The organism is Sinomonas gamaensis, from assembly GCF_005876955.1.
Taxonomy (GTDB): domain Bacteria; phylum Actinomycetota; class Actinomycetes; order Actinomycetales; family Micrococcaceae; genus Sinomonas; species Sinomonas gamaensis.
In genome coordinates this window covers 102,218-123,211 of record NZ_SSCL01000006.1, presented here as the reverse complement: position 1 = coordinate 123,211, position 20,994 = coordinate 102,218, and the positions used below count along the sequence as shown (strand labels likewise).

Here is a 20,994-nt window from a genome sequence, read left to right as displayed (position 1 = left end):
TCGAGTCTCTCCAGCACTCATCGGATCTTCAGTACTAAATGGAGGCTGTACGTGAACGCGGGCTCTGACCGTCCTGTCCTGCTGGTCCTGCGAGCGCTCAAGCTGGGCGACCTGCTGGTCGCCGTCCCCGGTCTCCGGGGCCTGCGCTCGGGATTCCCTGACCACGAGATGGTGCTTGCGGCGCCGAAGTGGCTCTCCCCGATCATTCCGCTCATTGGAGGGATCAACCGGCACCTGCCGACGCCGGGGCTGGACGATCCGATCCCCTTCGACGGACACGTCAACGTCGCCGTCAACTTCCATGGCAAGGGGCCCGAGAGCAGGCTCCGGCTCGAGGAGCTTCTGCCCGATCACCGGATCGGCCATAGCGCCCCCGGGTGGCCCGGCCCCGAGTGGGATGACACACTCCACGAACGGGAGCGCTGGGTCCGGCTCCTGAACTGGCACGGCCTCCCTGGCCGGCGGGACGACTTCCGGCTCCTCCCGCCGGAGGTCGCTGCCCCCGCAGAGGGCGCGACGCTCGTCCACGTCGGTGCCGCCTACGGCAGCCGCCGCTGGCCCACCGAGCGGTTTGCCGCCGTCGCCCGCGAGCTCAGCCGGCAGGGACACGACATCCTGGTGACGGGGGGTCCCGAGGACTTCGAGCGCGCGGCAGACGTCGCGCGCGCGGCCGGGCTCTCAGAAGCCGCCGTCGTGGCCGGCCGCTGGAACCTCGCCGAGTTCGCGGCGGGCATCGCGGCGGCGCGGCTCGTCGTCACGGTGGACACGTCCGCCGGGCACCTCGCGACTGCGTACGGAACTCCCTCAGTCGTGATCTTCGGGCCGGCCACCCCGGAGCAGTGGGGACCGCCGGCCGACGGCCCGCACGCCGTGCTCACCGAAGCGAGCGTCCGCCGGGGCGACCCCTTCGCCTCGACCCCCGATCCGGCGATGCTCGCGGTCTGGCCGGGACATGTGCTGGACGCGGTCGCTAGGCTCGAAGTGGGAGGGCAGTCGTCGGCGTCCGAGCAGGCGACGATCTTCTGAGCGGGGACCGAGGGAAGGCAGTGACCATCAACAGCATCACCGCGACCGCGTACTGGACGGTCGGGCCGCGGCAAGGCGAACTGCGCCAGGAAGCCCTCACCGCACCGGGCGAGGGCGAGGCCCTGGTCCGCACGCTCTACACGGGCTTCAGCCGCGGAACCGAGCGCCTTGTCTACGCCAACCGCGTTCCCGAGCGCGTCGCCGCGCTCATGCAGGCCCCCCATCAGCAGGGCTCCTTCCCGTGCCCCGTGAAATATGGGTACCTGTCGGTCGGAGTCGTGGAGGACGGCCCGGCCGAGCTGCTCGGGCGCACCGTGTTCTGCCTCTTCCCGCACCAGGATCGCTACGTGGTCCGTGCGGACGAGCTGGTCGTGGTGCCCGATTCCGTTCCGCCGGCGCGCGCCGTGCTCGCCGGAGCGGTCGAGACCGCGGTCAACGCCCTCTGGGACGCCGCGCCCCGGATCGGCGACCGGGTCGCCGTCGTCGGCTGCGGCCTCGTGGGCGGCGCCGTGCTCGCGCTCCTGCGGCGCTTCCCGCTGTCACGGCTCGAGGCCGTGGACAGCGACCCGGGCAGGACGGGACTCTCTGACGCACTCGGGATCACCTTTGTGACGCCAGACGCCGCACACGGCGACTGCGACGTCGTGATCCACTGTTCCGCGACCGCGGAAGGCCTCGCGCGCTGCCTCGAGCTCGTCGGCGACGACGGCGAGATCATCGAGATGTCCTGGTACGGCGAGCAGGCCGTGAGCGTACCGCTGGGCGCGGACTTCCACGCGCGCCGCCTCTCGATCAGGGCAAGCCAGGTGGGCGAGGTGGCTTTGGCCCGCAGGCACCGGCGCACGACGACGGACCGCCTCCGCCTCGCGCTCGACCTGCTCGAGGATCCCGCGTTCGACGCGTTCCTCGGAGGCCCGACCGACTTCGAGCAGCTGCCCGCCGCCGTCGAGGCGCTAGCCTCGTCAGGGGCGGGAGGCCTATGCCACGTGATCCGGTATCCGGGTGCCGAGGACTTTCCCGCCGCGTGACCGCCCGATGATCAGCCCAGCCGAGGGAGCCCATGTACACGCTGACCGTCCGTGACAACATCATGATCGCCCACAGCCTTCCGCGGCCCGCCTTCGGGCCGGCGCAGGGTCTGCACGGGGCCACGTTCGTGGTCGAGCTCTCCATCCGGGCCCTGGAGCTCGACGAGAACGCGACCGTCATGGACATCGGCGCCCTCTCGGGGGTCCTCGGCGGCGCGCTCGAGGAGCTCCGCTACCGCAACCTCGACGAGCACCCCGCCTTCGAGGGCAGGCTCACGACGACGGAGGCGCTCGCCCGTCACATCGCGGAGGACGTGGCGGCGCGATTGTCGCAGTCCGAGGACGAACGCCTCGTGGGGCTCTCCGTGGTGCTGCGGGAGAACCCGGACGCGTGGGCGGGATACAGCCTGGATCTGCCGTGACTGCGTCCGCCTCTGGGGAACGGATTGACGCTGGGGAACGGATCGATCTGATTGCGGCCGCTCCTCTCGGGTGGCGATCGGGCGGCAGCGTCTACAACGAACGGCTCGCCGAGGCCCTCCGTCAGAAGGGCGTCTCGGTCCGCGCGCACAGCCTCGCCGGCGACTGGCCGGAGGGCAGCGCCGCGGACCGCGAGCGGCTAGCGAGCCTCCTGCTCGGCCTCGCGAGCGACGGGATCCGTGCGGTCATCGTGGACGGCCTCGTGGGCCTCGGATGCCCCGACGAGATCGCGCAGGCTCGACGGGCGGGGGTCGCGGTCTGGCTCCTGGTCCACGTCTCCCTCGCCGACCTCGCCCTCGGCACCCACTCCGTCCCGGCGTCCGAGGCGGCTCGGCTCGCGGGCCTCGAGCGCGCGGCGCTCGAGGCCTGTTCGGGCGCCATCGCCCCGAGCCGGTTCGCAGCGCGGACGCTCGTCGAACGCTATGGCGTCGAGGCCGTCGTCGCCCATCCCGGGATCGACCCCGCGCCTCAAGCCAAGGGATCGAGGCCACCGCATCTCGTGTGCGTCGCCGCACTGCTCCCCGCGAAGGGCCAGCTCGTGCTCCTCGAGGCGCTCGACGCCCTCGCCGATCTCCCCTGGACGGCTGCCCTCGTCGGATCGGACCAGGCCGACCGCTCGTACGCCCGGGCGGTGCGACAGGCCTGCTCCTCGCCACGGCTCGCCGATCGAGTGCGCCTCACAGGCGAGCTGAGCGGGGGCGAGCTGCTTTCCGCTTGGGAGGCGGCGGACCTGAGCGTGCTGCCGAGCGCCCACGAGACTTTCGGGATGGCCGTCGCCGAGTCGCTGGCCCACGGCGTCCCCGCGTTCGTACCTGCGGGGACTGGGGCGGAGGAGGCGCTCGGGCTGTCCCTCGCGGGCGGAGCCGGGGTGGCCGGCGCGGCCGGGAGGCTCCGCGATCCGGGCGTGCTCGCGGGAATGCTGCGCGCCTGGCTCACCGACCCCGAGGAACAGGCCACGCTGCGGGCTGCCGCACGGGCCGCACGGCCTGCCCTGCCCACCTGGGCCGCGACGGCAGCGGCGGTCGCAGACGCGCTCCGCACTCAGAGGACGGCCGGGGAACCCACTTCCTCTGGCCGCAGCGGACGGGCCACGGCGATGACCGAGCCCGAGATGTGGCGGGACTCGCCCGAAGCGAGGTAGACGAAGGCGTCGAGCTCCTCGAGGTCGTTCGCTTCCTCGTCGCTCAGGCCCTTGCCGAGGTCCTGGTTCGGGTCCACTGCTTCGAGCGTCGGACCCTCAAGAGCTGGGTCCCAGCGGGGACCGCCGACGACGGCGTTCACCCGCACCCCGCGGGGCGCGAGGGTCTGCGCCCACCCTTGAGTGGTCTCGAGCACGGCGGTCGCGAGGGCCTCCTGGGCACGCGTCAGCTCGAGGCCGGGCGCCGAGAGGGTCACGGTGTTGATGATGCTCGCGCCCTTGGGCATCGCATCGAGCGCAGCCTCGGTGGTGGTCACGAGAAGGGCCATCGAGCGTTGGAGAGCTCGCTCCACCCCCCGGCGGATCGCCCGCAGGTTTGCCCCGATCTCCGGGATCGCCGTGGGGCCGGTGTTGATGAGGACGTCGAGTCCGCCCAGCTTCCGTGCTGCCCTGCGTGCGACTCCCGTGCCGTCGTCGTCCGGAGCGCTGTCGATATCCACGACCGCACCATTGCGGCGGAGGACTCTCGCGATCCGTTCGCCGAGATCCCGGTCCTCCCCCGTGACAAGTACGCGCTGGCCTTCGAGCCGCGCAGCAACAGACATCGAACGAACTCCGTCAGTCAGCAGCCAAAAGGCTGTGGTCAGGGTCGTCTGCTCAACACAGAACAATCAATTCAATCATTTGCAAGCCGCGATTAAGTGCTCCTCCACGTGGCGGTCGCATGGCTGTTACCCAACCCTGCCCCAGTCAATCCGCCCCCAGCAGTCCGCCTGTCATGCCGGGGTCGAGCCGGAAGAGTGCGTTTTGGCCCCCACCCCTCGGGTAACAAACCCGCAGCAGGGCCGGAACCCAGTCCGGTCCCCCAATGGAAAGGTGAGGTCAATGGGAATTCTGGCATTTCTTATTCTCGGCTTGATCGCAGGTGCCATTGCGAAGGCAATCATTCCTGGCCGGCAGGGCGGCGGATGGCTCGTGACGCTCCTTCTCGGAGTCGTCGGCGCAATCCTCGGCGGCTGGCTCGGAAGCGTCCTCTTCGGAATTGGACTCCAGAACTTCTGGAGCCTGCAGACGTGGATTGTTGCGATCGTCGGATCGGTGATCGTCCTCCTCATCTACGGCGCCATCATGGGACGTCGGAGGGCCTAACGTGGTCGATCGCGACAGAATCCCCGAGCCCGAAGAACGCGGCGAGGACGTGCTTGAGCCGGAGGAACCCGGCAAGCCCGTCCCGCGGAACGCGGGTGACGAGGTGCCCGGCCGCGACGAAGTGACCCCTTCATCTCAGGGTATTGGAGCGGTCTGGGGCGATGCCGAAAGGACGCCCCATCCCGGCCCAGTCCGGGAACCGGGCCCCATAGACCAGGCGGCCATGGAAGCGGTCGCCGAGGAATACGAGGTGGTGACCACCGAAGACGGGGAAAGGTATCTGGAGCCGCGGGACGACGATCCCGGGCAGGGCACCACGGATGACTTTCCCGACCATCAGTAGGAGCTAGCCGGCATTCGCCGGAGCATTCCTGCACGAAGACTGGCGGCGGGCGGAGGCTGGGGCTCCGTCCCGCCGCCTTTTCGTGCGCTCGCGCCCCGCGCCTCGCCTTCGACCGTCCCCTGGCTTCATAACCGCCCCGCACCGCCAACGGTTATGAAGCCGAGCGACGGTCAGGCGCAAGCGCGTATGCCTAAGCGCGCTGCGCGATCGTCGAGCTCCGCTGTCGCATTTCGGTGAGGAGCTCCACCACGGCGGCATCCGTCGTGGCCGTCCTGCCCACGCGGTAGGCCTCGAGCAGCAGCGGGTCGACGTAGGAGCTCCGGGCGACCGCCGGGGTGTTGTTGAGCCAGTTCGAGGCGTCTTCGATGGCCTGCTTCCACGCCGCGTCCGCCTTCAATCCCTTGGCCTGGCTCGCGGCGAGGGAAGCGGCGGCGACGGCGGTCCCCCGCCACGTGCGCAGATCCTTGGCGCTCGCCTCCATCCCCGCGATGTCCTTCAAATAGCCGTTCACCGCGGAGGCGCCGATGGGCTGGAAGGTGCCATCGTCGTCGTACCCCAGCGCGTGACGGCTCGCGCGGCCCCGCGGAAGGGACTCGAGATACTGAACAAGATCCCGGTCACGCACCTCGAAGCGCCACTGGCTGCCCGACTTCCCAGGGAAGTCGAAAGAGACCCGGTTCTCGTCGAGCACCTTCACGTGGCGGCGCTGGATCGTCGTGACGCCGAACGTGCCGTTCTCCCGCGCATAGCGACGGCTCCCCACCCGCACCGCGGATCGGTCGACGAGCCGGATCGCCGCGGCGAGCGCCTGGATCCGCGGCCCCCGCTGGCCGCGGAGATCGCGGGTGACCGCGCGGCGGATGGCGGGGAGCCGCTCGGCGAGGGCGAGGGCCCGGTCGAATTTGCGGGCTTCCTGCCGCGCCCGCCAAGCGGGGTTGTAGAGGTACTGCGGGCGGCCCGCCGCGTCGACGCCTTTTGCCTGAAGCTTCGCCTTCGGGGAGGCGGCAATTTTGACATTCCGCCAAGCGGGCGGGATCGCCAGTGACTTGATCCGCTCAAGCTCTTCGGGCTGATGCAGACGCTCCCCGTTCTCGTTCAGGTACGTGAAGCCGCGGCCCGCGCGTCGGCGCGTCCAGCCGCTGCGGAGAGATCGGTGAGTGCGCGCCACGAGGCCGGAATTACCCCGGTTTTGAGCCGTTCAACCACTTTCCGCGGACCCCCCGCAACGCCTTCCGCGGCCCGGCGAGCCCGCGTATCGTGAGCCGTGGATCGAGCCGAGGTCCCCATCCCGACTCCCGTTTCTGTGGAGGCCGCACATGCCGACGAACGAACCCGACAACCCCCAGACCGCCCATTCCAGCATGGAGCCGCCGGCGCAGGATCAGGGCGCTCCGGGCACGACGACGGAGACAGAACCGACGCCGGATCACGGCGAGGAGACCTACGAGGGCCACAACCGGCTGCAAGGGCGGGCCGCGCTCATCACGGGCGGGGATTCCGGGATTGGCCGCGCGGTGGCGATCGCGTTCGCACGAGAGGGCGCGGATGTCGCCTTCACCTACACAGAGCGCGAGCAAGAGGACGCCGAGGCCACCGAAGCGGTGCTTCGCGAGGCCGGGAGGAACGTCCTGGCGGTCAACGGCGACCTCCGCGACGAGGACTACGCCGCTTCCCTCCCCCAGCAGGTGATCGACAAGTTCGGCCGGCTGGATGTCCTCGTGCTCAATGCCGCGTACCAGCAGGCGCGCGACGGCATCGACTCTGTACCGACCGAAGAGTTCGATCGGGTCCTCAAGACGAATCTCTACAGCCAGTTCTGGATCCTGAGGGCCGCCGTCCCGCATCTCAAGCCGGGAGCGTCGATCATCATCACGAGCTCGATCCAGGCGGCCCAGCCCTCGGCGGGCCTCTTCGACTATGCGATGACGAAGGCTGCCCAGGTCGCTCTCGTGAAGGCGCTCGCCCCAGATCTCGGTGAGAAGGGCATTCGGATCAACGCTGTGGCCCCCGGGCCCGTGTGGACGCCGCTCATTCCGTCCACGGGGTGGCCGGACCACGTCCCCGAGTTCGGCAAGGACAGCCCGTTCGGGCGCGCCGCCCAACCGGCCGAGCTCGCTCCCGCCTACGTTCTGCTCGCATCCGATGAGGGGTCCTACATCTCGGGCGCGGTCGTCCCGGTGACGGGAGGCAAGCCCTTCTGACCTTGGGAGGAGAGACATGAAGTCCTTGCGCAGCCCTCTGAGCAAGGCAGCCGAGCAGGCACCCGTCCCGCGGGGCATCCAGCGGCTTGTGCGCGACGTGGAGACGGGGCGGTTCGAGCGGACGCTGTCCGGGCTCACCGCAGCGGGGGCGCTCGTCACTGCCGCGGAGATCTACCTCGAGCACGACCGGGCCAGCTTCGGGAACCCTTGGATGTGGGTGCCCGTCGCGCTTGGCCCGGTCGGGGCAGCGGCGGGGATTGCCGGCGTCGCGAGCGCCCGCATGGCGCACACTGCGTTGCCGCTCGCGAGCCTCGCGATCATCGCGAATGGACTCCAAGGAACGTATCTGCACGTGCGGGGAATCGCGCAGCGCCCCGGCGGCTTCAAGGAGTTCCGCTACAACGCCGAGATGGGCCCGCCCCTCTTTGCCCCGCTGCTCGTGACCCTCGTGGGCGGGATGGGCCTTCTCGCCTCCGTTCTGAGGCGCGAGCAATGACCCCTTCAAACCTCAAGGAGAGCTGACATGGCCGGACAGAACGTCGCAGAATTCCTCCTCGAGCGCCTCAAGGCGTGGGAGGTCAAGACAGTGTTCGGCTACCCGGGCGACGGCATCAACGGCATCGTCACCGCTCTGGGCAAGGGCGGCGGGCCGCGGTTCGTGCAGGCCCGGCACGAGGAGATGGCCGCCTTCGAGGCCGTCGGGTACGCGAAGTTCACCGGGCAGGTCGGTGTGTGTCTGGCGACCTCAGGGCCCGGCGCGATTCACCTCCTCAACGGGCTGTACGACGCCAAGCTCGATCACGTGCCCGTGGTCGCCATCGTGGGCCAGGCAGCACGGACCTCGATCGGGGGCTCCTTCCAGCAGGAAGTCGATCTCCCCGCCCTGTTCAAGGACGTCGCCTCGGACTACGTGCAGCTCGTCACGGTTCCCGAACAGCTGCCCAACGTGCTCGATCGCGCCATCCGGATCGCGCACGCTCGGCGGGCCCCGACCGCCGTCATCATCCCCTCCGACGTCCAGGAGCTCGAATACTCGGCGCCCACCCACGCCATGAAGATGGTGCCCTCGAGCCTCGGGGCGGCATGGCCCGAGGTGCAGCCGGACATGGATGCCATTCGGCGCGCGGCCGACGTGCTCAACAGCGGCAAGAAAGTCGCGATGCTGATTGGGCAGGGCGCCCGCCACGCGCCGGCCGAGGTGCAGGAGGTCGCGGAGCTGCTCGGCGCCGGTGTCGCGAAGGCCCTCCTCGGCAAGGACGCGCTCCCCGACACGCTCCCGTTCGTTACCGGGTCAATCGGGCTGCTCGGCACGCGCCCCAGCTACGAGATGATGCGGGACTGCGACACGCTCCTCACCGTCGGCTCGAGCTTCCCCTACGCGAACTACTTCCCGGAGCCCGGCAAGGCGCGTGGAGTGCAGATCGACGTCGATCCCACCATGATCGGCCTGCGCTACCCCTACGAGGTCAACATCGTGGCCGACGGCGGTGCGGCGCTCCGTGCGCTCATCCCGCTCCTCGAGCGCAAGGAAGATCGGAGCTGGCGGGAGGACATCGAGGGCAAGGTGTCCCGATGGTGGGGGACGATGCGGGCCGAAGCAATGGTCGAGGCCGATCCGGTGAACCCGCTGCGGGTCTTCGCCGAGTGCTCGGACCGGCTGCCCGCGAGCGCCATCATCGCCGCGGATTCCGGCAGCGCCGCCAACTGGTACGCGCGGCAGCTCCGGTTCCCTTCGGGGGTGCGCGGCAGTCTCTCCGGCAATCTCGCCACGATGGGGCCGGGCGTCCCGTACGCGATCGGGGCCAAGTTCGGGCATCCTGACCGGCCGGTCATCGCCTTTGAGGGCGACGGGGCGATGCAGATGAACGGCCTCGCCGAACTCATCACCGTTGCGCGCTACTGGCAGGAGTGGGAAGACCCCCGGCTGGTCGTCGTGGTGCTCCACAACAACGACCTCAACCAGGTCACGTGGGAGCTCCGGGCGTTCAGCGGCTCGCCGACCGTCCCGATGACCCAGGAGCTGCCGGAGGTGGACTACGCCTCGTTCGCCGCCGGCTTGGGGCTCGGCGCCGTATCGGTCGACCGCCCCGACGCCCTGGGATCCGCGTGGGACGAAGCGCTCACTGCCACCCGACCGTTTGTCCTGGACGTCCGCACGGATCCCAACGTCCCGCCGATTCCCCCGCACGCGACGCTGGAGCAGGCGATGAACGCTGCCAAGAGCGCTCTCCGCGGCGACCCCAACGCGTGGGACTTCATCAAGGAGGGCCTCAAGACGAAGGCCCAGGAGCTCCTCCCGGGGCACCGGAAGTGAGCGAGCCTGCCCCCATTGCACCCATCGCGTCGGTCACTGCCTCCGCGTACACCATCCCGACCGATGAACCCGAGGGAGACGGCACCTTCGCCTGGGACTCGACGACCATCGTCGTCGTGCAGGCCGAAGCCGCGGGGACCACCGGTCTCGGATACACCTACGGCCCCAGCGCACTGGTCGGGCTCATCTCGGACCTGCTGGCCCCCACGGTGGGCGGTCGGGACGCGTTCGCGGTGCCCGCCTGCGCCGAGGCGATGGCGCGGGCCCTCCGGAACGTTGGTCAGGCGGGAGCTGGGGCGTACGCCGCGTCCGCCGTCGACTGCGCTCTCTGGGACCTGACCGCTCGGCTCGTGGACCTCCCGCTCCATCAGCTCCTCGGTGCCGCGCGGGACGAGGTGCCGGTCTACGGAAGCGGCGGGTTCACCACGTACACCTACGAGCGGCTCACCGAGCAGCTCACGGGCTGGGTCCTGGGCGAGCACATCCCTCGGGCCAAGATCAAGATCGGCCAGGACCGCGGCACGGACGAGGAGCGCGACATCGAACGTATGCTCATCGCGCGCGAGGCCATCGGCCCGGACGCCGAGCTGTTCGTCGACGCCAACGGCGCCTACACGCCCAAGCAGGCCGTGCGGGTCGCGCAGGCGGCCCGCGAGGCGGGGTTCACCTGGTTCGAGGAGCCGGTTTCCAGCGAGAACCTGACGGGGCTCCGCTTCGTTCGGGAATCCGTCGCCGCCGATGTCGCTGCAGGCGAGTACGGCACGCGGCTCGTGGACTTCGAGCGGTTGTGCGCTTCAGGGGCCGTCGACTGCCTCCAGGCCGACGTCACGCGCTGCGGCGGCGTCACCGGCTGGCTGCGCGCGGCAACTGTTGCCGCATCCCACGGCGTCGGCTTCTCCGGGCACTGTGCGCCCGCGATCTCCGCCGCCCCCGCGGCCGCTGCACCAGCCCTACGCCACCTTGAGTGGTTCCACGACCACGTCCGCCTCGAACGCATGCTGTTCGACGGCACCTTGGAGCCCGACGGTGGCGCCGTGGTCCCGAGCGCAGAACGACCCGGCAACGGCCTCACCTTCCGCAGCGCGGATGCGGAGCCGTACCGGGTCGCCTGACGTGCTGGGGTACCCTCACCCCGCGTCGAAACGCTCGCCGTCCCCCTCGTCGTCCGTGTCGCCTCCGGGGACGCCGTCCGGCTCGACATTGTTGCCGTGGTTGTTCTGGATCTTGCCGTGGCTCTCCGGATGCCGGCCCGCCTCGACGATCGCCTCGCTCACCTCGGTCGGCTTCTCGTACGTGCGCTCCGGAATGCCCTCGACGGCGCGCACCACGTTGCTGTCAGCGCCGTTGTCCTTCGCTGCCGAGACCAAGGCGGCCTTGTCAGCGGGATAGTCGACGCCCTGCAGGAACTTCTGGATCTGGATCGGGTTGACGGTATCAGTCATGGCCTTCCTTCACTCCGGTTTCCGTGGTGCTGCGGTTTCCGTGGTGCTGCGGTTTCCGTGCTGCTGCGAGATGGGCTGGTTGACAGGCTCCCGCTCGCGCCGGTCGCGGCGCCGGTCGTCGAGGCCAGCCTCGACGTCGGGATCTTCAGTTCCCACCTCGCTGCTGTGACGCCCGCGTTCCCGCGCGGGTGATCCGTCATCATGCCTGTCGTCGCCCGCTCGCCTGTCGTCGTCCGCTCGGGCCGAGCCGTGCTTGTCCGGGTCGAGCTCGTCAGCCTTGCGCAACTGCTCGTCGACCCGCTGGCGCCCCTCCCGGGCGACGCTCGAAGCCTCTTCGGCTTCGCGCCGCAACTTGGCGGCTTCGACCTCGGCCCTCTCGGCCTTGGCCTTCGCCTCGAGGCTGCGCGCCTCCCTTTCTCGGACTTCCAGTTCGTCCTGCTTCGCCTCGGAGCGGAGCTCGGCGGCCCGCTCGCGCAGGTGCTCCCTGCGCCCCTCGCTGCGCCGTCGAACCAGCGACAGCACAAGCACGATCAGCAGAACGAACACGACGATCGCAATGATCAGCCACGTGATCTGGCCAGCATCCATGGCAGCGCCCCTCCTCGGTTGCGTACTGCTCGTTCAGTACCCCGCCTCGGCTGCGCCAATCACCGTTCGGTGGCGGCCGTCGATCCGTTGACCGCCGTGCTGATGGCTTCGGCGACCGCGAGCGGATCCTCGTGGCTCCAGAAGCGCAGGACGCGCCACCCGCGTGCGGTGAGCGCCGCCGTCGTCTCCTCGTCGCGCTCACGGTTCCGCGCAATCTTCGGGCGCCAATAGTCCACATTGCGCTTGGGCTCGATGTAGTGCTCAGGACACCCGTGCCAGTAGCAGCCGTCGATGAAGACGGCGATGCGGGCTCGGGTGAAGACCAGGTCGGCGGTGCGGCGCAGGTCAGGTTCGGGCCGCGCGGCGACCCGGTAGCGCAGGCCCATCGCGTGGACCGCGCGGCGGACCAACAGCTCCGGGGCGGTGTCGCGGGAGCGGTTGCCCTGCATCGTCTTGCGGATGGCGGGCGTCGACGCCCAGGAGGCAACGACGTCGGGCTCCTCGCTCACGCTGCCAGCCTACGCCGGCCCCCAGCCCATTGCGCCGTCACGTCCGCAGGGTTCACCCAGCGGACGTGACGGCGCAAGCGGGAGACGACGACCCCGGGAGAGGCCGACGACGGTGCGAGCCTTTGGCTCAGGCGAAATCGCTCACAGCGGGGTCCGCCCCGATGCGACCGGCGGCGCCCTTGTCGAGCTGCGCGATCGCGGCGAGGTCCTCGGAATCGAGGCTCACGCCGAGCGAGGCCCAGTTCTGCGCGATGCGCTCCTTCGTCACCGACTTCGGGATGACCACATTGCCGAGCGCGAGATGCCACGCGATGACGACCTGCGGGACGGAGACGCCATGCTTGTCGGCGATCGCCTTGAGCGCCGGATCCTCGAGGAGGTCCTTGCCCTGTCCCAGCGGCGACCACGACTCGTGGAGGATCCCGCTCGAGGACTCGAACGCGCGCAGCTCGGCCTGCGGGAAGTACGGGTGCGTCTCGACCTGGTTGATCACGGGCAGCACGCCGGTCTCGCGCTCGATCTCCTGGATCGCCTCAACGGTGAAGTTCGAGACGCCGATGGAACGGACGCGCCCCGAGGTCTGGAGCTTCACGAGCTCCTCCCACGTCTCGACGTACAGGCCGCGCTTCGGCTGGAGCCAGTGAATGAGGTAAAGGTCCACGTAGTCGAGGCCGAGCTTGTCGAGCGAGGCCTCGAAGGCGGGCGCTACCTTGCCAACGCCCTGGTCCGCGTTCCAGAGCTTGGTGGTGATGAAGAGGTCCTCGCGGGCGAGGCCGGAGGAGGCGATGGCGCGTCCCACGCCAGCCTCGTTGCCGTAGATCGCAGCGGTGTCGATGTGGCGGTAGCCGACCTCGAACGCCTCGCCGACCACGCGCTCGGCGACCTCATCCTCGACCTGCCAGACACCGTAGCCGAGCTGCGGGATCTTCAGGCCGTCGTGGAAAGTGAGCACAGGGGAAGTCAGGGAATTGGTAGAAGTCATGCGCCCATCCTTCCACCCCGGCATGCCCGCATTCAGCGAGTTGTCAGATGTTTCCGTCCGTCTTCGCCCAACGCGAAATCGGGAATAACTAGCGGGGAACGGACTCCTCGGCGGCCTCCACCTGCTCAAGGACCGTGGCCGCCCGGCGCTGCACGGACAGCGCGCCCACGGGAACGGGTCCCACGGCGAGGCTCAGCATCGCGGCCGCCTCCGCCGTCGTCGCCAACGCATTCCCAGCCTTGGACAGCGCGCGGTGGACCCCTGCGAAGTCGCCGGGAACGTCGAAGCCCTCGCTCGGGGCGAGCCGCTGACACTCCACGCATACGGCTCGGACCCGAGGGAGAAGCTCTGCCAGCGCGTCGGCGATCACCACGAGCTCGGAGTACAGAGCGTCGTCCTCGACTCCTTCGAGGACCTGGTGATACCGGTCGAGGCCGCGCTGGAAACGGTCATGGGCGCGGCGCCACAGCCCCTTGCCGAGCTCAGCGTCGTCGCGGCGCCCCCGCAGGACGTTGTCGAGGAGTCCCACCGGCATAGTCAGAGGTACTGCCCGGGGCCGTGGTCGGGTTCCCCGGGCGCGTGGGCGCGCGGCTGGAGACCGGGGCCGGCAGCCCTCTGGGGTTCGCCGTTCTCGCCGATCACCACGCCGGGAGCGATCATTGTCCCCGGAGGAAGCTGCCGAAGCTGGACCTGCGCGGCCGCAAGCTGGTGAGCGGCCTGCTGGGCCGCGATGGCGGTCTGGATCCCGTGGAATAGCCCCTCGAGCCATCCCACGAGCTGGGCCTGTGCGACGCGGAGCTCCGACTCCGAGGGCACCCCTTCGTCCGAGAAGGGAAGCGAAATTCGGTGCAGCTCATCCACGAGTTCGGGGGCGAGGCCCTCCTCGAGCTCGGCGATGGAGCGCTCGTGGATCTCGGCGAGCCGGTTCCGGGCCGCCTCATCCAGCGGGGCGCCCTTCACCTCCTCAAGGAGCTGACGGATCATCGTGCCGATCCGCATGACCTTCGCCGGCTCGTCGACGAGTTCCTGAAGGGACGCCCGGCGGGGGTGCTCCTGGTGCTCTTCCCGGTGAGCCGGCCCGTCCGCCTCGGAGCCCGCGGCGTCCGCGCCGTCGATGGCCGTTCCCACGAAGGGCTCGTCGTGTCCGGCGCCATCCCCATCGGGCGCAGTGCTTGAGTGCGCTTCGCTCATGCTGTTCATCCTCTCACGGGGTCTCACATGGTCAGCAGGACCTTGCCCACATGCTCGCCCGAGTCGAAGTATTCGTGGGCCTTCTGCACCTCCGCGAGCGGGAACGTGCGGTCCACGAGCGCCTTGATGCTGCCATCCGTCACGAGCGGCCACACATGCTCGCGCACCGCGGACATGATCACACCTTTCTCCTCCACAGGCCGGGGGCGGAGCGCTGTTCCGATGATGGCAGCGCGCTTGTTCAGCAGAAGCCCGATGTTGAGCTCCCCCTTCGCACCGCCTTGCAGGCCGATGATCACGAGGCGCCCATAGGGGGCGAGCGCCTCGACGTTCTTGTCGAGGTACTTCGCCCCGACGACGTCGAGGATCACGTCCGCTCCCCGCCCACCGGAGGCATCCCGCACGGCCTCGACGAAGTCCTGCTCCCGATAGTTGATGGCGATGTCCACGCCGAGGAAGGCCCGCGCCGTGCTCACCTTCTCCTCGGTGCCCGCCGTCGCGGCCACGCGCGCGCCGAAGGCCTTCGCCATCTGAACGGCCATGGTGCCGATCCCGCCGGTGGCGCCGTGGACGAGCACGAGTTCGCCGGGCTGCAGCTGCGCAGTCATGAACAGGTTCGAGTACACCGTTGCCGCTGTCTCGGGGAGGCTCGCCGCGGTCACGAGGTCAACGCCCTCGGGGACGCGGAGCACCTGCTCCGCCGGCACCGCGACCTTCTGCGCGTAGCCTCCGCCTGCCAGGAGCGCGACCACCTTGTCGCCAGCCGCGAAGGGCTTGACGACGTCGGGCCCGAACCCCGAGATGCGGCCGGAGACCTCGAGCCCCGGCACTTCCGAGGCGCCGGGAGGCGGTGGGTAGAAGCCGCGCCGCTGCTGCACGTCCGCCCGATTGATCCCGGCCGCGACAACGTCGATGAGCACCTCTCCCGGCCCCGGCACGGGGTCCTCGACCTCGCGGACCTGCAGGGCTTCGGGGCCGCCGGGATCCACGATGTAGACGGCCTTCATGCTGGGGGGCTCCTCCCGAAGTTTCGTCAGGTCTGCTGCCTATGAAACACTACTAGTCACAAGGAAGGTTGTCCGAGCGGCCGATGGAGCTGGTCTTGAAAACCAGTGTGCGGTAACCCCGTACCAAGGGTTCAAATCCCTTACCTTCCGCTGTGAGCGCCCCGGTCTTCGGACCGGGGCGTTTTTTCGTTGCACGGAGCGGACGACGGCGGTCGGCGGCTCAGCCTTGAAAGTGTCGGTGGGCGCTAATAGCGTCGGGAGGGAACACCACGAGGAAGACCAACCGACCTGAGGAGCAGCTATGCCCAAGCCCGAGCTGACCGTTGGCGCACCCTGCTGGGCCGACCTCATGACGAGCGATCTCGAGAAGGCGAAGGCCTTCTACGGCGAGCTCTTCGGCTGGACCTTCGAGGGCGGCGACGAGGAGAAGTACGGCGGGTACACCACGGCCTTCAAGGACGGCGAGCAGGTGGCCGGCCTGATGCCGAAGGACCCCGAGCAGGATGCCATGCCGGACGCCTGGACGGTGTACCTGAAGACGGATGACATCCAGCGGACCGCGATGAAGGTCCAGGAGTCCGGAGGCCAGGTGTTCATGCCTCCCATGGGGGTCCCCGAGCAGGGCCACATGGCCGTGTTCGGCGACGCTGGCGGTGCCGCATTCGGCAGCTGGCAGCCCACGCGTCATACGGGTTTCGGGAAGCTCGCGGAGCCCGGGTCGCCGGTATGGTTCGAGGTCATGTCCCGCGCCTATCCGCAGACTGTGAAGTTCTACGAGGAGGCGCTCGGCTGGGAGACCGAGACCATGAGCGACACCCCCGAGTTCCGCTACACGACACTCGGCTCAGGTGCCGAGGCGAAGGCCGGGATCATGGACGCGAACTCCTTCCTGCCCGAGGGCATCCCGTCGAACTGGCAGATCTACTGGGGAGTGGAGAACGCGGATCGCGCCGTCGAGGCCGTTCAGCGGCTCGGCGGCCAGGTTGTCCGGGCGGCCGAGGACACTCCGTTCGGGCGCATCGCGACAGTCACGGACCCCATGGGCGCCGTGTTCCTCATCCACCAGGACCTTGCTCAGGGCCAACCGTCCGACGGGAACGGCACCGAAACTGCGGGCGGCGTCCAGCCGATCCCGTAAGGCGCGTCGGGGCAGCCCCGCTCAGAGCCCGAGGATCGAACGGGCCACGGCGTCCGCGTCCCGAAGGGTGCGCTGGGCGCTCGGGTAGGGGGCGCCGTCGGCCGCTTCCCCGGGCTCGGCGAAGGGGTGCGCCTCGGCGGCGATCGCGGTCCCCCACTGGACGGCGGAGAGCTGCAGCCCGAGGACGTAGAGACCGGTGACGGGGTGACCGTTGACGTCGAGCGGCCGGTATGGCGGCGCGGTGACGTCGAGCCCGCTCGCGGGGCGCGGCACGCCGTCGGCGCCGGCGAGGTATTTGGGGCGCGCTAGGCCATCGGCGAGGAGGCCCTCAAGCAGCGGAGAATCCGCCGCAGCCACGACGTTCGCCGGCGCGAGCGCCTCGACGAGGGCCGCCGCGTACACGGGCGGCCCCTGGACCCACGGCGACTCGGCGACGAAGCAGCCCGCGCCGCGGTCCACCCGAAAGCGCGGCTCCGGTCCCACCGTGCCGACGATCCCAGCCCGGATGAGGGCCGCGAGCTGCCGGATGCGAAGAGGCGGCGGCCCGCTCGCGAGGCCTTCGACGAGCCCCTCGAACCAGCCCCGCAGCCCGGCGACCCACGACTCCTCGGTGATGCCGCCGTCGGCCACTGCCTCCTTGAGCACCGCCCGGCCGCGGTGAAGCGCGGCGATGGCCATCTTGAGGGGGTCATCCTCGCCGCGCGCCGAGCTGGCGGCGTCAGCGTCTAGATAAGCGAGGATGTCCGCGTCGAGGGCAGCGCGATGCTTGAAGTGCCGCCCGCCGAGGGGCGCCCCGAGCCCGCGCAGGTCGAGCCGATGCCGGGCGGGAACCGAGGCGGAGACGACCTTGTCGGCCATCTCCTCCCACGTCGGATCCGTCACCGACAGCGCCGCGTCGAGTTCCTCGACGAACCCTGGGGGCAGCGCCTCGGGAGCGGTCCGGGCAAGTGTGGAGTAGTACGCCCAGAGGGTGTCTCGGTGGAGGAGCGGCCAGAGGTCGGTGTCGAACGACGGCGTGACCCCGGCCGTGCGAAGAGCGAGGGCGGCAGCGCGCGTGAGCCACCGCAGACGCACGCCGGCGGCGTAGTAGCCGGGCAGCTCCGCCTTGCCGCGATACGGCACGCCGCGGCGCGAGGCGGCGACCAGCCGCGGTTCGCGTCCCGAGGGAAGGTACTCGACCACGCCGTTTGGCCCCTCCTTGAACCGTCCTCCGCGGCCCTCGGTCAGCCGGACCATGACGTCGAAGAAGTTCAACCCCATCCCTCGGACCAGGACCGTCTGCCCGCTCGGCAGGACGTCCCAGTCGACGTCGGCTGGCGCGGCCGGCGGGAGGTAGGTCAGCCCGAGCCTCGCGGCGGCGTCTGCGAGCTCGCGCTGGGTCTGGCTGAGCCGGGCGGGCACGTGGCCCACCGCGAGGACGACGGCGTCGGCCTCCCGCGCGCGGCCGTCGCCGGTGGTGACGGCCCAGCCATGCGGGGTTCGGCCGAGGCGGGTGACTTCGGCGCCGACGTGGGTCACGCGGCATCCCGCGGGCGTCGCTCCGAGCACGTCGGCGAACGTCTCGGCGAGATACCGCCCGTACAGGGCGCGGGGCGGGAAATCGGAGGAGCCGAGCACGGCGAGCTCGGAACACTCCTCGTGGGAGAGCCCTGCGGGGCGTCCCTGGTCGAGCTCGCGCTGGCGCTTCGCCCGCCATTCGTCGAAGCTTCCGCCGGCACGGGGCGTTGCGAGCCCCGGCTCGGAGGGGATGAGGGTGGGGTAGCAGCTCGGCGTGTTCATGAGGAATTCGCGCGGCTGCGCGGTGCGCCAGACCTTGCCCGGCCCCGGCTCGAACGGATCGAACACCGTGATCTCGAGTTCCCGCGGATCGCCACGGTCTCCGAGGGCAGCCCAATTCGCGAGGAGGCGCTCGACGGCGGAGGCACCGCGGGGCCCGCCGCCCACCACCGCGACGCGCAGCACGCCGCGTCTTCCTCGTGAAGTCATCTTTCGAGCTTAACGGGACGCCCGTGCTTGACGGGCTGCGTGCGCCGGATGCGGTTGTCAGTGCTGGATGCGAGGATGAGCCCATGACGGACGCCGCGCAGACCCTCACTCATGTCCCCGACGAGCCGGTGGACGAGAATCTCTGGCTCGAGGACATTCGCGGCGAAGCACAGCTCGAATGGGTACGCGAGCAGAATGCCCGAACCGAAGAGCTGCTGGAAACCGGCGACTACCCCGAGCTCGAATCGCGGATCCTCGAGGTCATGGATTCGCAGGACCGCATTCCGATGGTCACCAAGCGCGGTGATTGGTATTACAACTTCTGGCGCGATGCCGCGAACCCCAAGGGCCTCTGGCGGCGCACCCGCTGGGAGAGCTATGTGACCGACTCGCCAGAGTGGGAGATCGTGCTCGACGTCGATGCCCTCGCCGCCGAGGAAGGCGTCGAGTGGGTCTGGGGCGGCGCAGGTTTCCTTCGCCCCGCCGACGGCAAGTCTTGGCGTCGCTGCATGGTGCGGCTCTCCCCCGATGGCGGGGATGCGGCGACGCTGCGCGAGTACGACGTCGAAGACCGCGCCTTCATCGCGCCGGAGGACGGCGGCTTCATGCTCCCGACCGCCAAGGGTGGCGCGGACTGGCTCGACGCGGACACCCTGATCATTTCCTCGACCCTCGGAGAGGACGCCGTCACGTCATCGTCCTATCCACGGATCGTGCGGAAGCTGCCGCGCGGGACCGCGCTCGAGGACGCCGAGGTGATCTTCGAGGTCCCGGTGGACCACCTCATGGCCAGCGCGGGCTTCGACGACACCCCCGGTTTCGAGCGGCTTCTCGCGAGCGACCGCATCAGCTTCTTCGACGTTCAGCACTCGGTCTGGCGGGGCGGGCAGTGGCAGCAGATTCCCGTGCCGACCGACGTGGATATCGACCTGCACCGCGAATGGCTCCTCTTCCGACCCCAGCGGGACTGGGACCTCGACGGCACTCTGCACCGGGCCGGTTCCCTCCTCGCCGCCGACTTCGAGGCCTTCATGGGCGGTTCGCGCGACCTCACTCTGCTGTTCGCGCCCGATGAGCACAGCTCGCTTCAGTCCTGGAGCTGGACCAAGAACTATCTCCTCGTGAATCTGCTCCGCGACGTGTCCTCGGACATCCGCGTGCTCACGCCACCCGCTCCAGATGGTCCGGACGAATGGGTCGCCGCCGAGCTCGATGCCTGCCCGCCCCTCCACACTGTGGAGAGCTACGCGGTCGACGACGAGGACCCCGACGCGGGCGATGACTACTGGCTCATCGCGTCCGGGTTCCTCACTCCGACCACCGTGCTGCGCGGCAGGATCGGCGAAGGATCCGCCCCCGTCAAGCGGGCGCCGTCGTTCTTCGATGAAAGCCGCTTCAGCGTCGAGCAGCACTTTGCGACGTCCGACGACGGTACTCGGGTTCCGTACTTCCAGATCGGTCCCAAGGACCTCGAGCTGGACGGCGGGAATCCCACACAGCTGAGCGGGTACGGCGGCTTCGAGGTCTCGCGCACGCCGGCGTACAGCGGCGTCACCGGGCGGTCATGGCTCGAGCGCGGGGGCGTCTACGTGGTCGCGAACATCCGCGGCGGCGGCGAGTACGGTCCCACATGGCACCAGGCGGCGCTCAAGGAGAACCGGCACCGCGCGTACGAGGACTTCGCCGCGGTCGCCCGCGACCTCATCCGCCGGGACGTGACCTCGCCCGAGCACCTCGGATGCACCGGCGGCTCGAACGGCGGCCTCCTCGTCGGGAACATGCTGGTGACGTATCCGGAACTGTTCGGCGCGATCTCGTGCGGCGTCCCGCTGCTCGATATGCGCCGGTACACGAAGCTCTCCGCCGGGACCTCCTGGATCGCCGAGTACGGCGACCCCGACGTGCCCGAGCAATGGCGGTACATCAAGTCGTTCTCGCCGTATCACCTGCTGCGAGACGGCGTCGACTACCCCGACACGTTCATCTGGACCGCGACGTCTGACGACCGAGTCGGCCCCGTGCAGGCGCGGAAAATGGCAGCGCGCATGCTCGCCATGGGCATCCCGAACGTCTGGTACCACGAGGCCCTTGAGGGCGGTCACGCCGGGGCGTCCGACAACCGGCAGGCGGCGTCGCTCCAGGCCAGGAGTCAGACCTTCCTGTGGCGGGCGCTGACCACGTAGGGGTCAGGTCCGAATCGAACCGACCGAGGTGGAATCACAAGTGGAACTGAATGAGCATCCGGGCGCAGACGCAGCCCCACCTGCCTTGAGAATCGGACCGTCACTGATTCCGCACACCGCCGTGGACTGGAAGGCTCCGGGACTCCCCGCATTCGCGATCGACAATTCTCAGGACCCGTCAAAGTTCGGGTCCATCGCTTGCGGCAAACGACTGTCACTCGAGCTTTCGTCGGTGGCGGCTCCCGCTGCGCTGGAGGTTTCGTCGATATTCGTTCGATTGCTCGGCGCT

The 20,994-nt window shown here is 69.5% G+C and carries 22 protein-coding genes and 1 tRNA gene; 13 read left to right on the top strand and 10 right to left on the bottom strand.

The genetic code is table 11. From position 1 onward, the window contains the following. The first annotated feature begins 51 nt into the window (after positions 1-51). Genes E5679_RS10300 through E5679_RS10285 form a run of 4 tightly spaced genes read left to right on the top strand, consistent with a single transcriptional unit; the run spans position 52 to position 3,675 of the window. Positions 52-1,026: a glycosyltransferase family 9 protein gene (locus E5679_RS10300; RefSeq protein ID WP_249336065.1), complete on the top strand. Its 975-nt coding sequence runs from the start codon at positions 52-54 to the stop codon at positions 1,024-1,026. Between the two features lie 20 nt (positions 1,027-1,046). Then, positions 1,047-2,054 carry a zinc-dependent alcohol dehydrogenase gene (locus tag E5679_RS10295; RefSeq protein ID WP_138415443.1) on the top strand — a complete coding sequence of 336 codons (1,008 nt, stop codon included), beginning with the start codon at positions 1,047-1,049 and terminating at the stop codon, positions 2,052-2,054. Between the two features lie 32 nt (positions 2,055-2,086). Next, entirely contained in the window at positions 2,087-2,476 is a 390-nt protein-coding gene (locus E5679_RS10290; protein WP_138415441.1) for a 6-pyruvoyl trahydropterin synthase family protein, read from the top strand. Continuing rightward, positions 2,473-3,675 (top strand): glycosyltransferase family 4 protein, encoded by a 1,203-nt coding sequence (locus E5679_RS10285; protein ID WP_249336064.1) that lies wholly within the window; start codon positions 2,473-2,475, stop codon positions 3,673-3,675. The genes E5679_RS10290 and E5679_RS10285 overlap by 4 nt, the downstream gene beginning before the upstream one ends. On the opposite strand, the gene E5679_RS10280 is transcribed toward E5679_RS10285, so the two are convergent. Beyond that, the gene (locus E5679_RS10280) at positions 3,576-4,277 is read right to left on the bottom strand and encodes an SDR family oxidoreductase (RefSeq protein ID WP_138415439.1); all 702 of its coding nucleotides are present in this window, start codon (positions 4,275-4,277) and stop codon (positions 3,576-3,578) included. The genes E5679_RS10285 and E5679_RS10280 overlap by 100 nt on opposite strands. 280 nt (positions 4,278-4,557) lie before the next feature. On the opposite strand from E5679_RS10280, the gene E5679_RS10275 reads away from it, so the two are divergent. Beyond that, positions 4,558-4,821 carry a GlsB/YeaQ/YmgE family stress response membrane protein gene (locus E5679_RS10275; protein ID WP_138415437.1) on the top strand — a complete coding sequence of 88 codons (264 nt, stop codon included), beginning with the start codon at positions 4,558-4,560 and terminating at the stop codon, positions 4,819-4,821. 1 nt (position 4,822) lies between these two features. Further along, positions 4,823-5,164 (top strand): hypothetical protein, encoded by a 342-nt coding sequence (locus tag E5679_RS10270; RefSeq protein ID WP_138415435.1) that lies wholly within the window; start codon positions 4,823-4,825, stop codon positions 5,162-5,164. Positions 5,165-5,354: 190 nt separating this feature from the next. Here E5679_RS10270 and E5679_RS10265 read toward each other — a convergent pair whose 3' ends face one another. Further along, the gene (locus E5679_RS10265) at positions 5,355-6,332 is read right to left on the bottom strand and encodes a DNA topoisomerase IB (protein WP_138415433.1); all 978 of its coding nucleotides are present in this window, start codon (positions 6,330-6,332) and stop codon (positions 5,355-5,357) included. A 148-nt stretch (positions 6,333-6,480) separates the two neighbouring features. Here E5679_RS10265 and E5679_RS10260 point away from each other — a divergent pair, with 148 nt between their 5' ends. The 4 genes from E5679_RS10260 to E5679_RS10245 are packed head-to-tail and all read left to right on the top strand — an operon-like array spanning position 6,481 to position 10,791. Beyond that, complete coding sequence (locus tag E5679_RS10260) at positions 6,481-7,365, top strand: SDR family oxidoreductase (RefSeq protein WP_138415431.1); 885 nt, start codon at positions 6,481-6,483, stop codon at positions 7,363-7,365. 16 nt (positions 7,366-7,381) lie between these two features. Beyond that, positions 7,382-7,861 carry a hypothetical protein gene (locus E5679_RS10255; protein WP_138415429.1) on the top strand — a complete coding sequence of 160 codons (480 nt, stop codon included), beginning with the start codon at positions 7,382-7,384 and terminating at the stop codon, positions 7,859-7,861. Positions 7,862-7,888: 27 nt separating this feature from the next. Next, on the top strand, positions 7,889-9,679 hold the full coding sequence (locus tag E5679_RS10250; protein WP_138415427.1) for a thiamine pyrophosphate-requiring protein: 1,791 nt from the start codon (positions 7,889-7,891) through the stop codon (positions 9,677-9,679). Beyond that, positions 9,676-10,791: an enolase C-terminal domain-like protein gene (locus tag E5679_RS10245; RefSeq protein WP_249336063.1), complete on the top strand. Its 1,116-nt coding sequence runs from the start codon at positions 9,676-9,678 to the stop codon at positions 10,789-10,791. Before E5679_RS10250 ends, E5679_RS10245 begins: the two co-directional genes overlap by 4 nt. Positions 10,792-10,806: 15 nt before the next feature. Here the strand turns inward: E5679_RS10245 and E5679_RS10240 are convergent, their stop codons facing one another. From E5679_RS10240 to E5679_RS10210, 7 genes are all read right to left on the bottom strand, one after another. Next, positions 10,807-11,121 (bottom strand): DUF2795 domain-containing protein, encoded by a 315-nt coding sequence (locus E5679_RS10240; protein ID WP_138415425.1) that lies wholly within the window; start codon positions 11,119-11,121, stop codon positions 10,807-10,809. A gap of 9 nt (positions 11,122-11,130) precedes the next feature. Next, positions 11,131-11,709: a hypothetical protein gene (locus tag E5679_RS10235; protein ID WP_138415423.1), complete on the bottom strand. Its 579-nt coding sequence runs from the start codon at positions 11,707-11,709 to the stop codon at positions 11,131-11,133. A gap of 59 nt (positions 11,710-11,768) precedes the next feature. Then, positions 11,769-12,218: a very short patch repair endonuclease gene (locus tag E5679_RS10230; protein ID WP_249336062.1), complete on the bottom strand. Its 450-nt coding sequence runs from the start codon at positions 12,216-12,218 to the stop codon at positions 11,769-11,771. Between the two features lie 127 nt (positions 12,219-12,345). Next, positions 12,346-13,200 carry an aldo/keto reductase gene (locus E5679_RS10225; protein WP_138415421.1) on the bottom strand — a complete coding sequence of 285 codons (855 nt, stop codon included), beginning with the start codon at positions 13,198-13,200 and terminating at the stop codon, positions 12,346-12,348. Between the two features lie 88 nt (positions 13,201-13,288). Further along, positions 13,289-13,729 (bottom strand): hypothetical protein, encoded by a 441-nt coding sequence (locus tag E5679_RS10220; protein WP_249336061.1) that lies wholly within the window; start codon positions 13,727-13,729, stop codon positions 13,289-13,291. Between the two features lie 8 nt (positions 13,730-13,737). Beyond that, entirely contained in the window at positions 13,738-14,391 is a 654-nt protein-coding gene (locus E5679_RS10215; RefSeq protein WP_138415417.1) for a bacterial proteasome activator family protein, read from the bottom strand. A gap of 23 nt (positions 14,392-14,414) precedes the next feature. Then, on the bottom strand, positions 14,415-15,398 hold the full coding sequence (locus E5679_RS10210; protein ID WP_138415415.1) for an NAD(P)H-quinone oxidoreductase: 984 nt from the start codon (positions 15,396-15,398) through the stop codon (positions 14,415-14,417). 62 nt (positions 15,399-15,460) lie between these two features. On the opposite strand from E5679_RS10210, the gene E5679_RS10205 reads away from it, so the two are divergent. Together E5679_RS10205 and E5679_RS10200 are read left to right on the top strand one after the other, a co-directional pair. Beyond that, positions 15,461-15,548, top strand: a tRNA-Ser gene (locus E5679_RS10205). Positions 15,549-15,699: 151 nt separating this feature from the next. After that, on the top strand, positions 15,700-16,536 hold the full coding sequence (locus E5679_RS10200) for a VOC family protein (protein WP_138415413.1): 837 nt from the start codon (positions 15,700-15,702) through the stop codon (positions 16,534-16,536). Between the two features lie 21 nt (positions 16,537-16,557). On the opposite strand, the gene E5679_RS10195 is transcribed toward E5679_RS10200, so the two are convergent. Beyond that, positions 16,558-18,522: an FAD/NAD(P)-binding protein gene (locus tag E5679_RS10195; protein ID WP_138415411.1), complete on the bottom strand. Its 1,965-nt coding sequence runs from the start codon at positions 18,520-18,522 to the stop codon at positions 16,558-16,560. 83 nt (positions 18,523-18,605) lie between these two features. Here E5679_RS10195 and E5679_RS10190 point away from each other — a divergent pair, with 83 nt between their 5' ends. Next, the gene (locus E5679_RS10190; protein WP_138415409.1) at positions 18,606-20,705 is read left to right on the top strand and encodes a prolyl oligopeptidase family serine peptidase; all 2,100 of its coding nucleotides are present in this window, start codon (positions 18,606-18,608) and stop codon (positions 20,703-20,705) included. Positions 20,706-20,994: the final 289 nt, after the last annotated feature.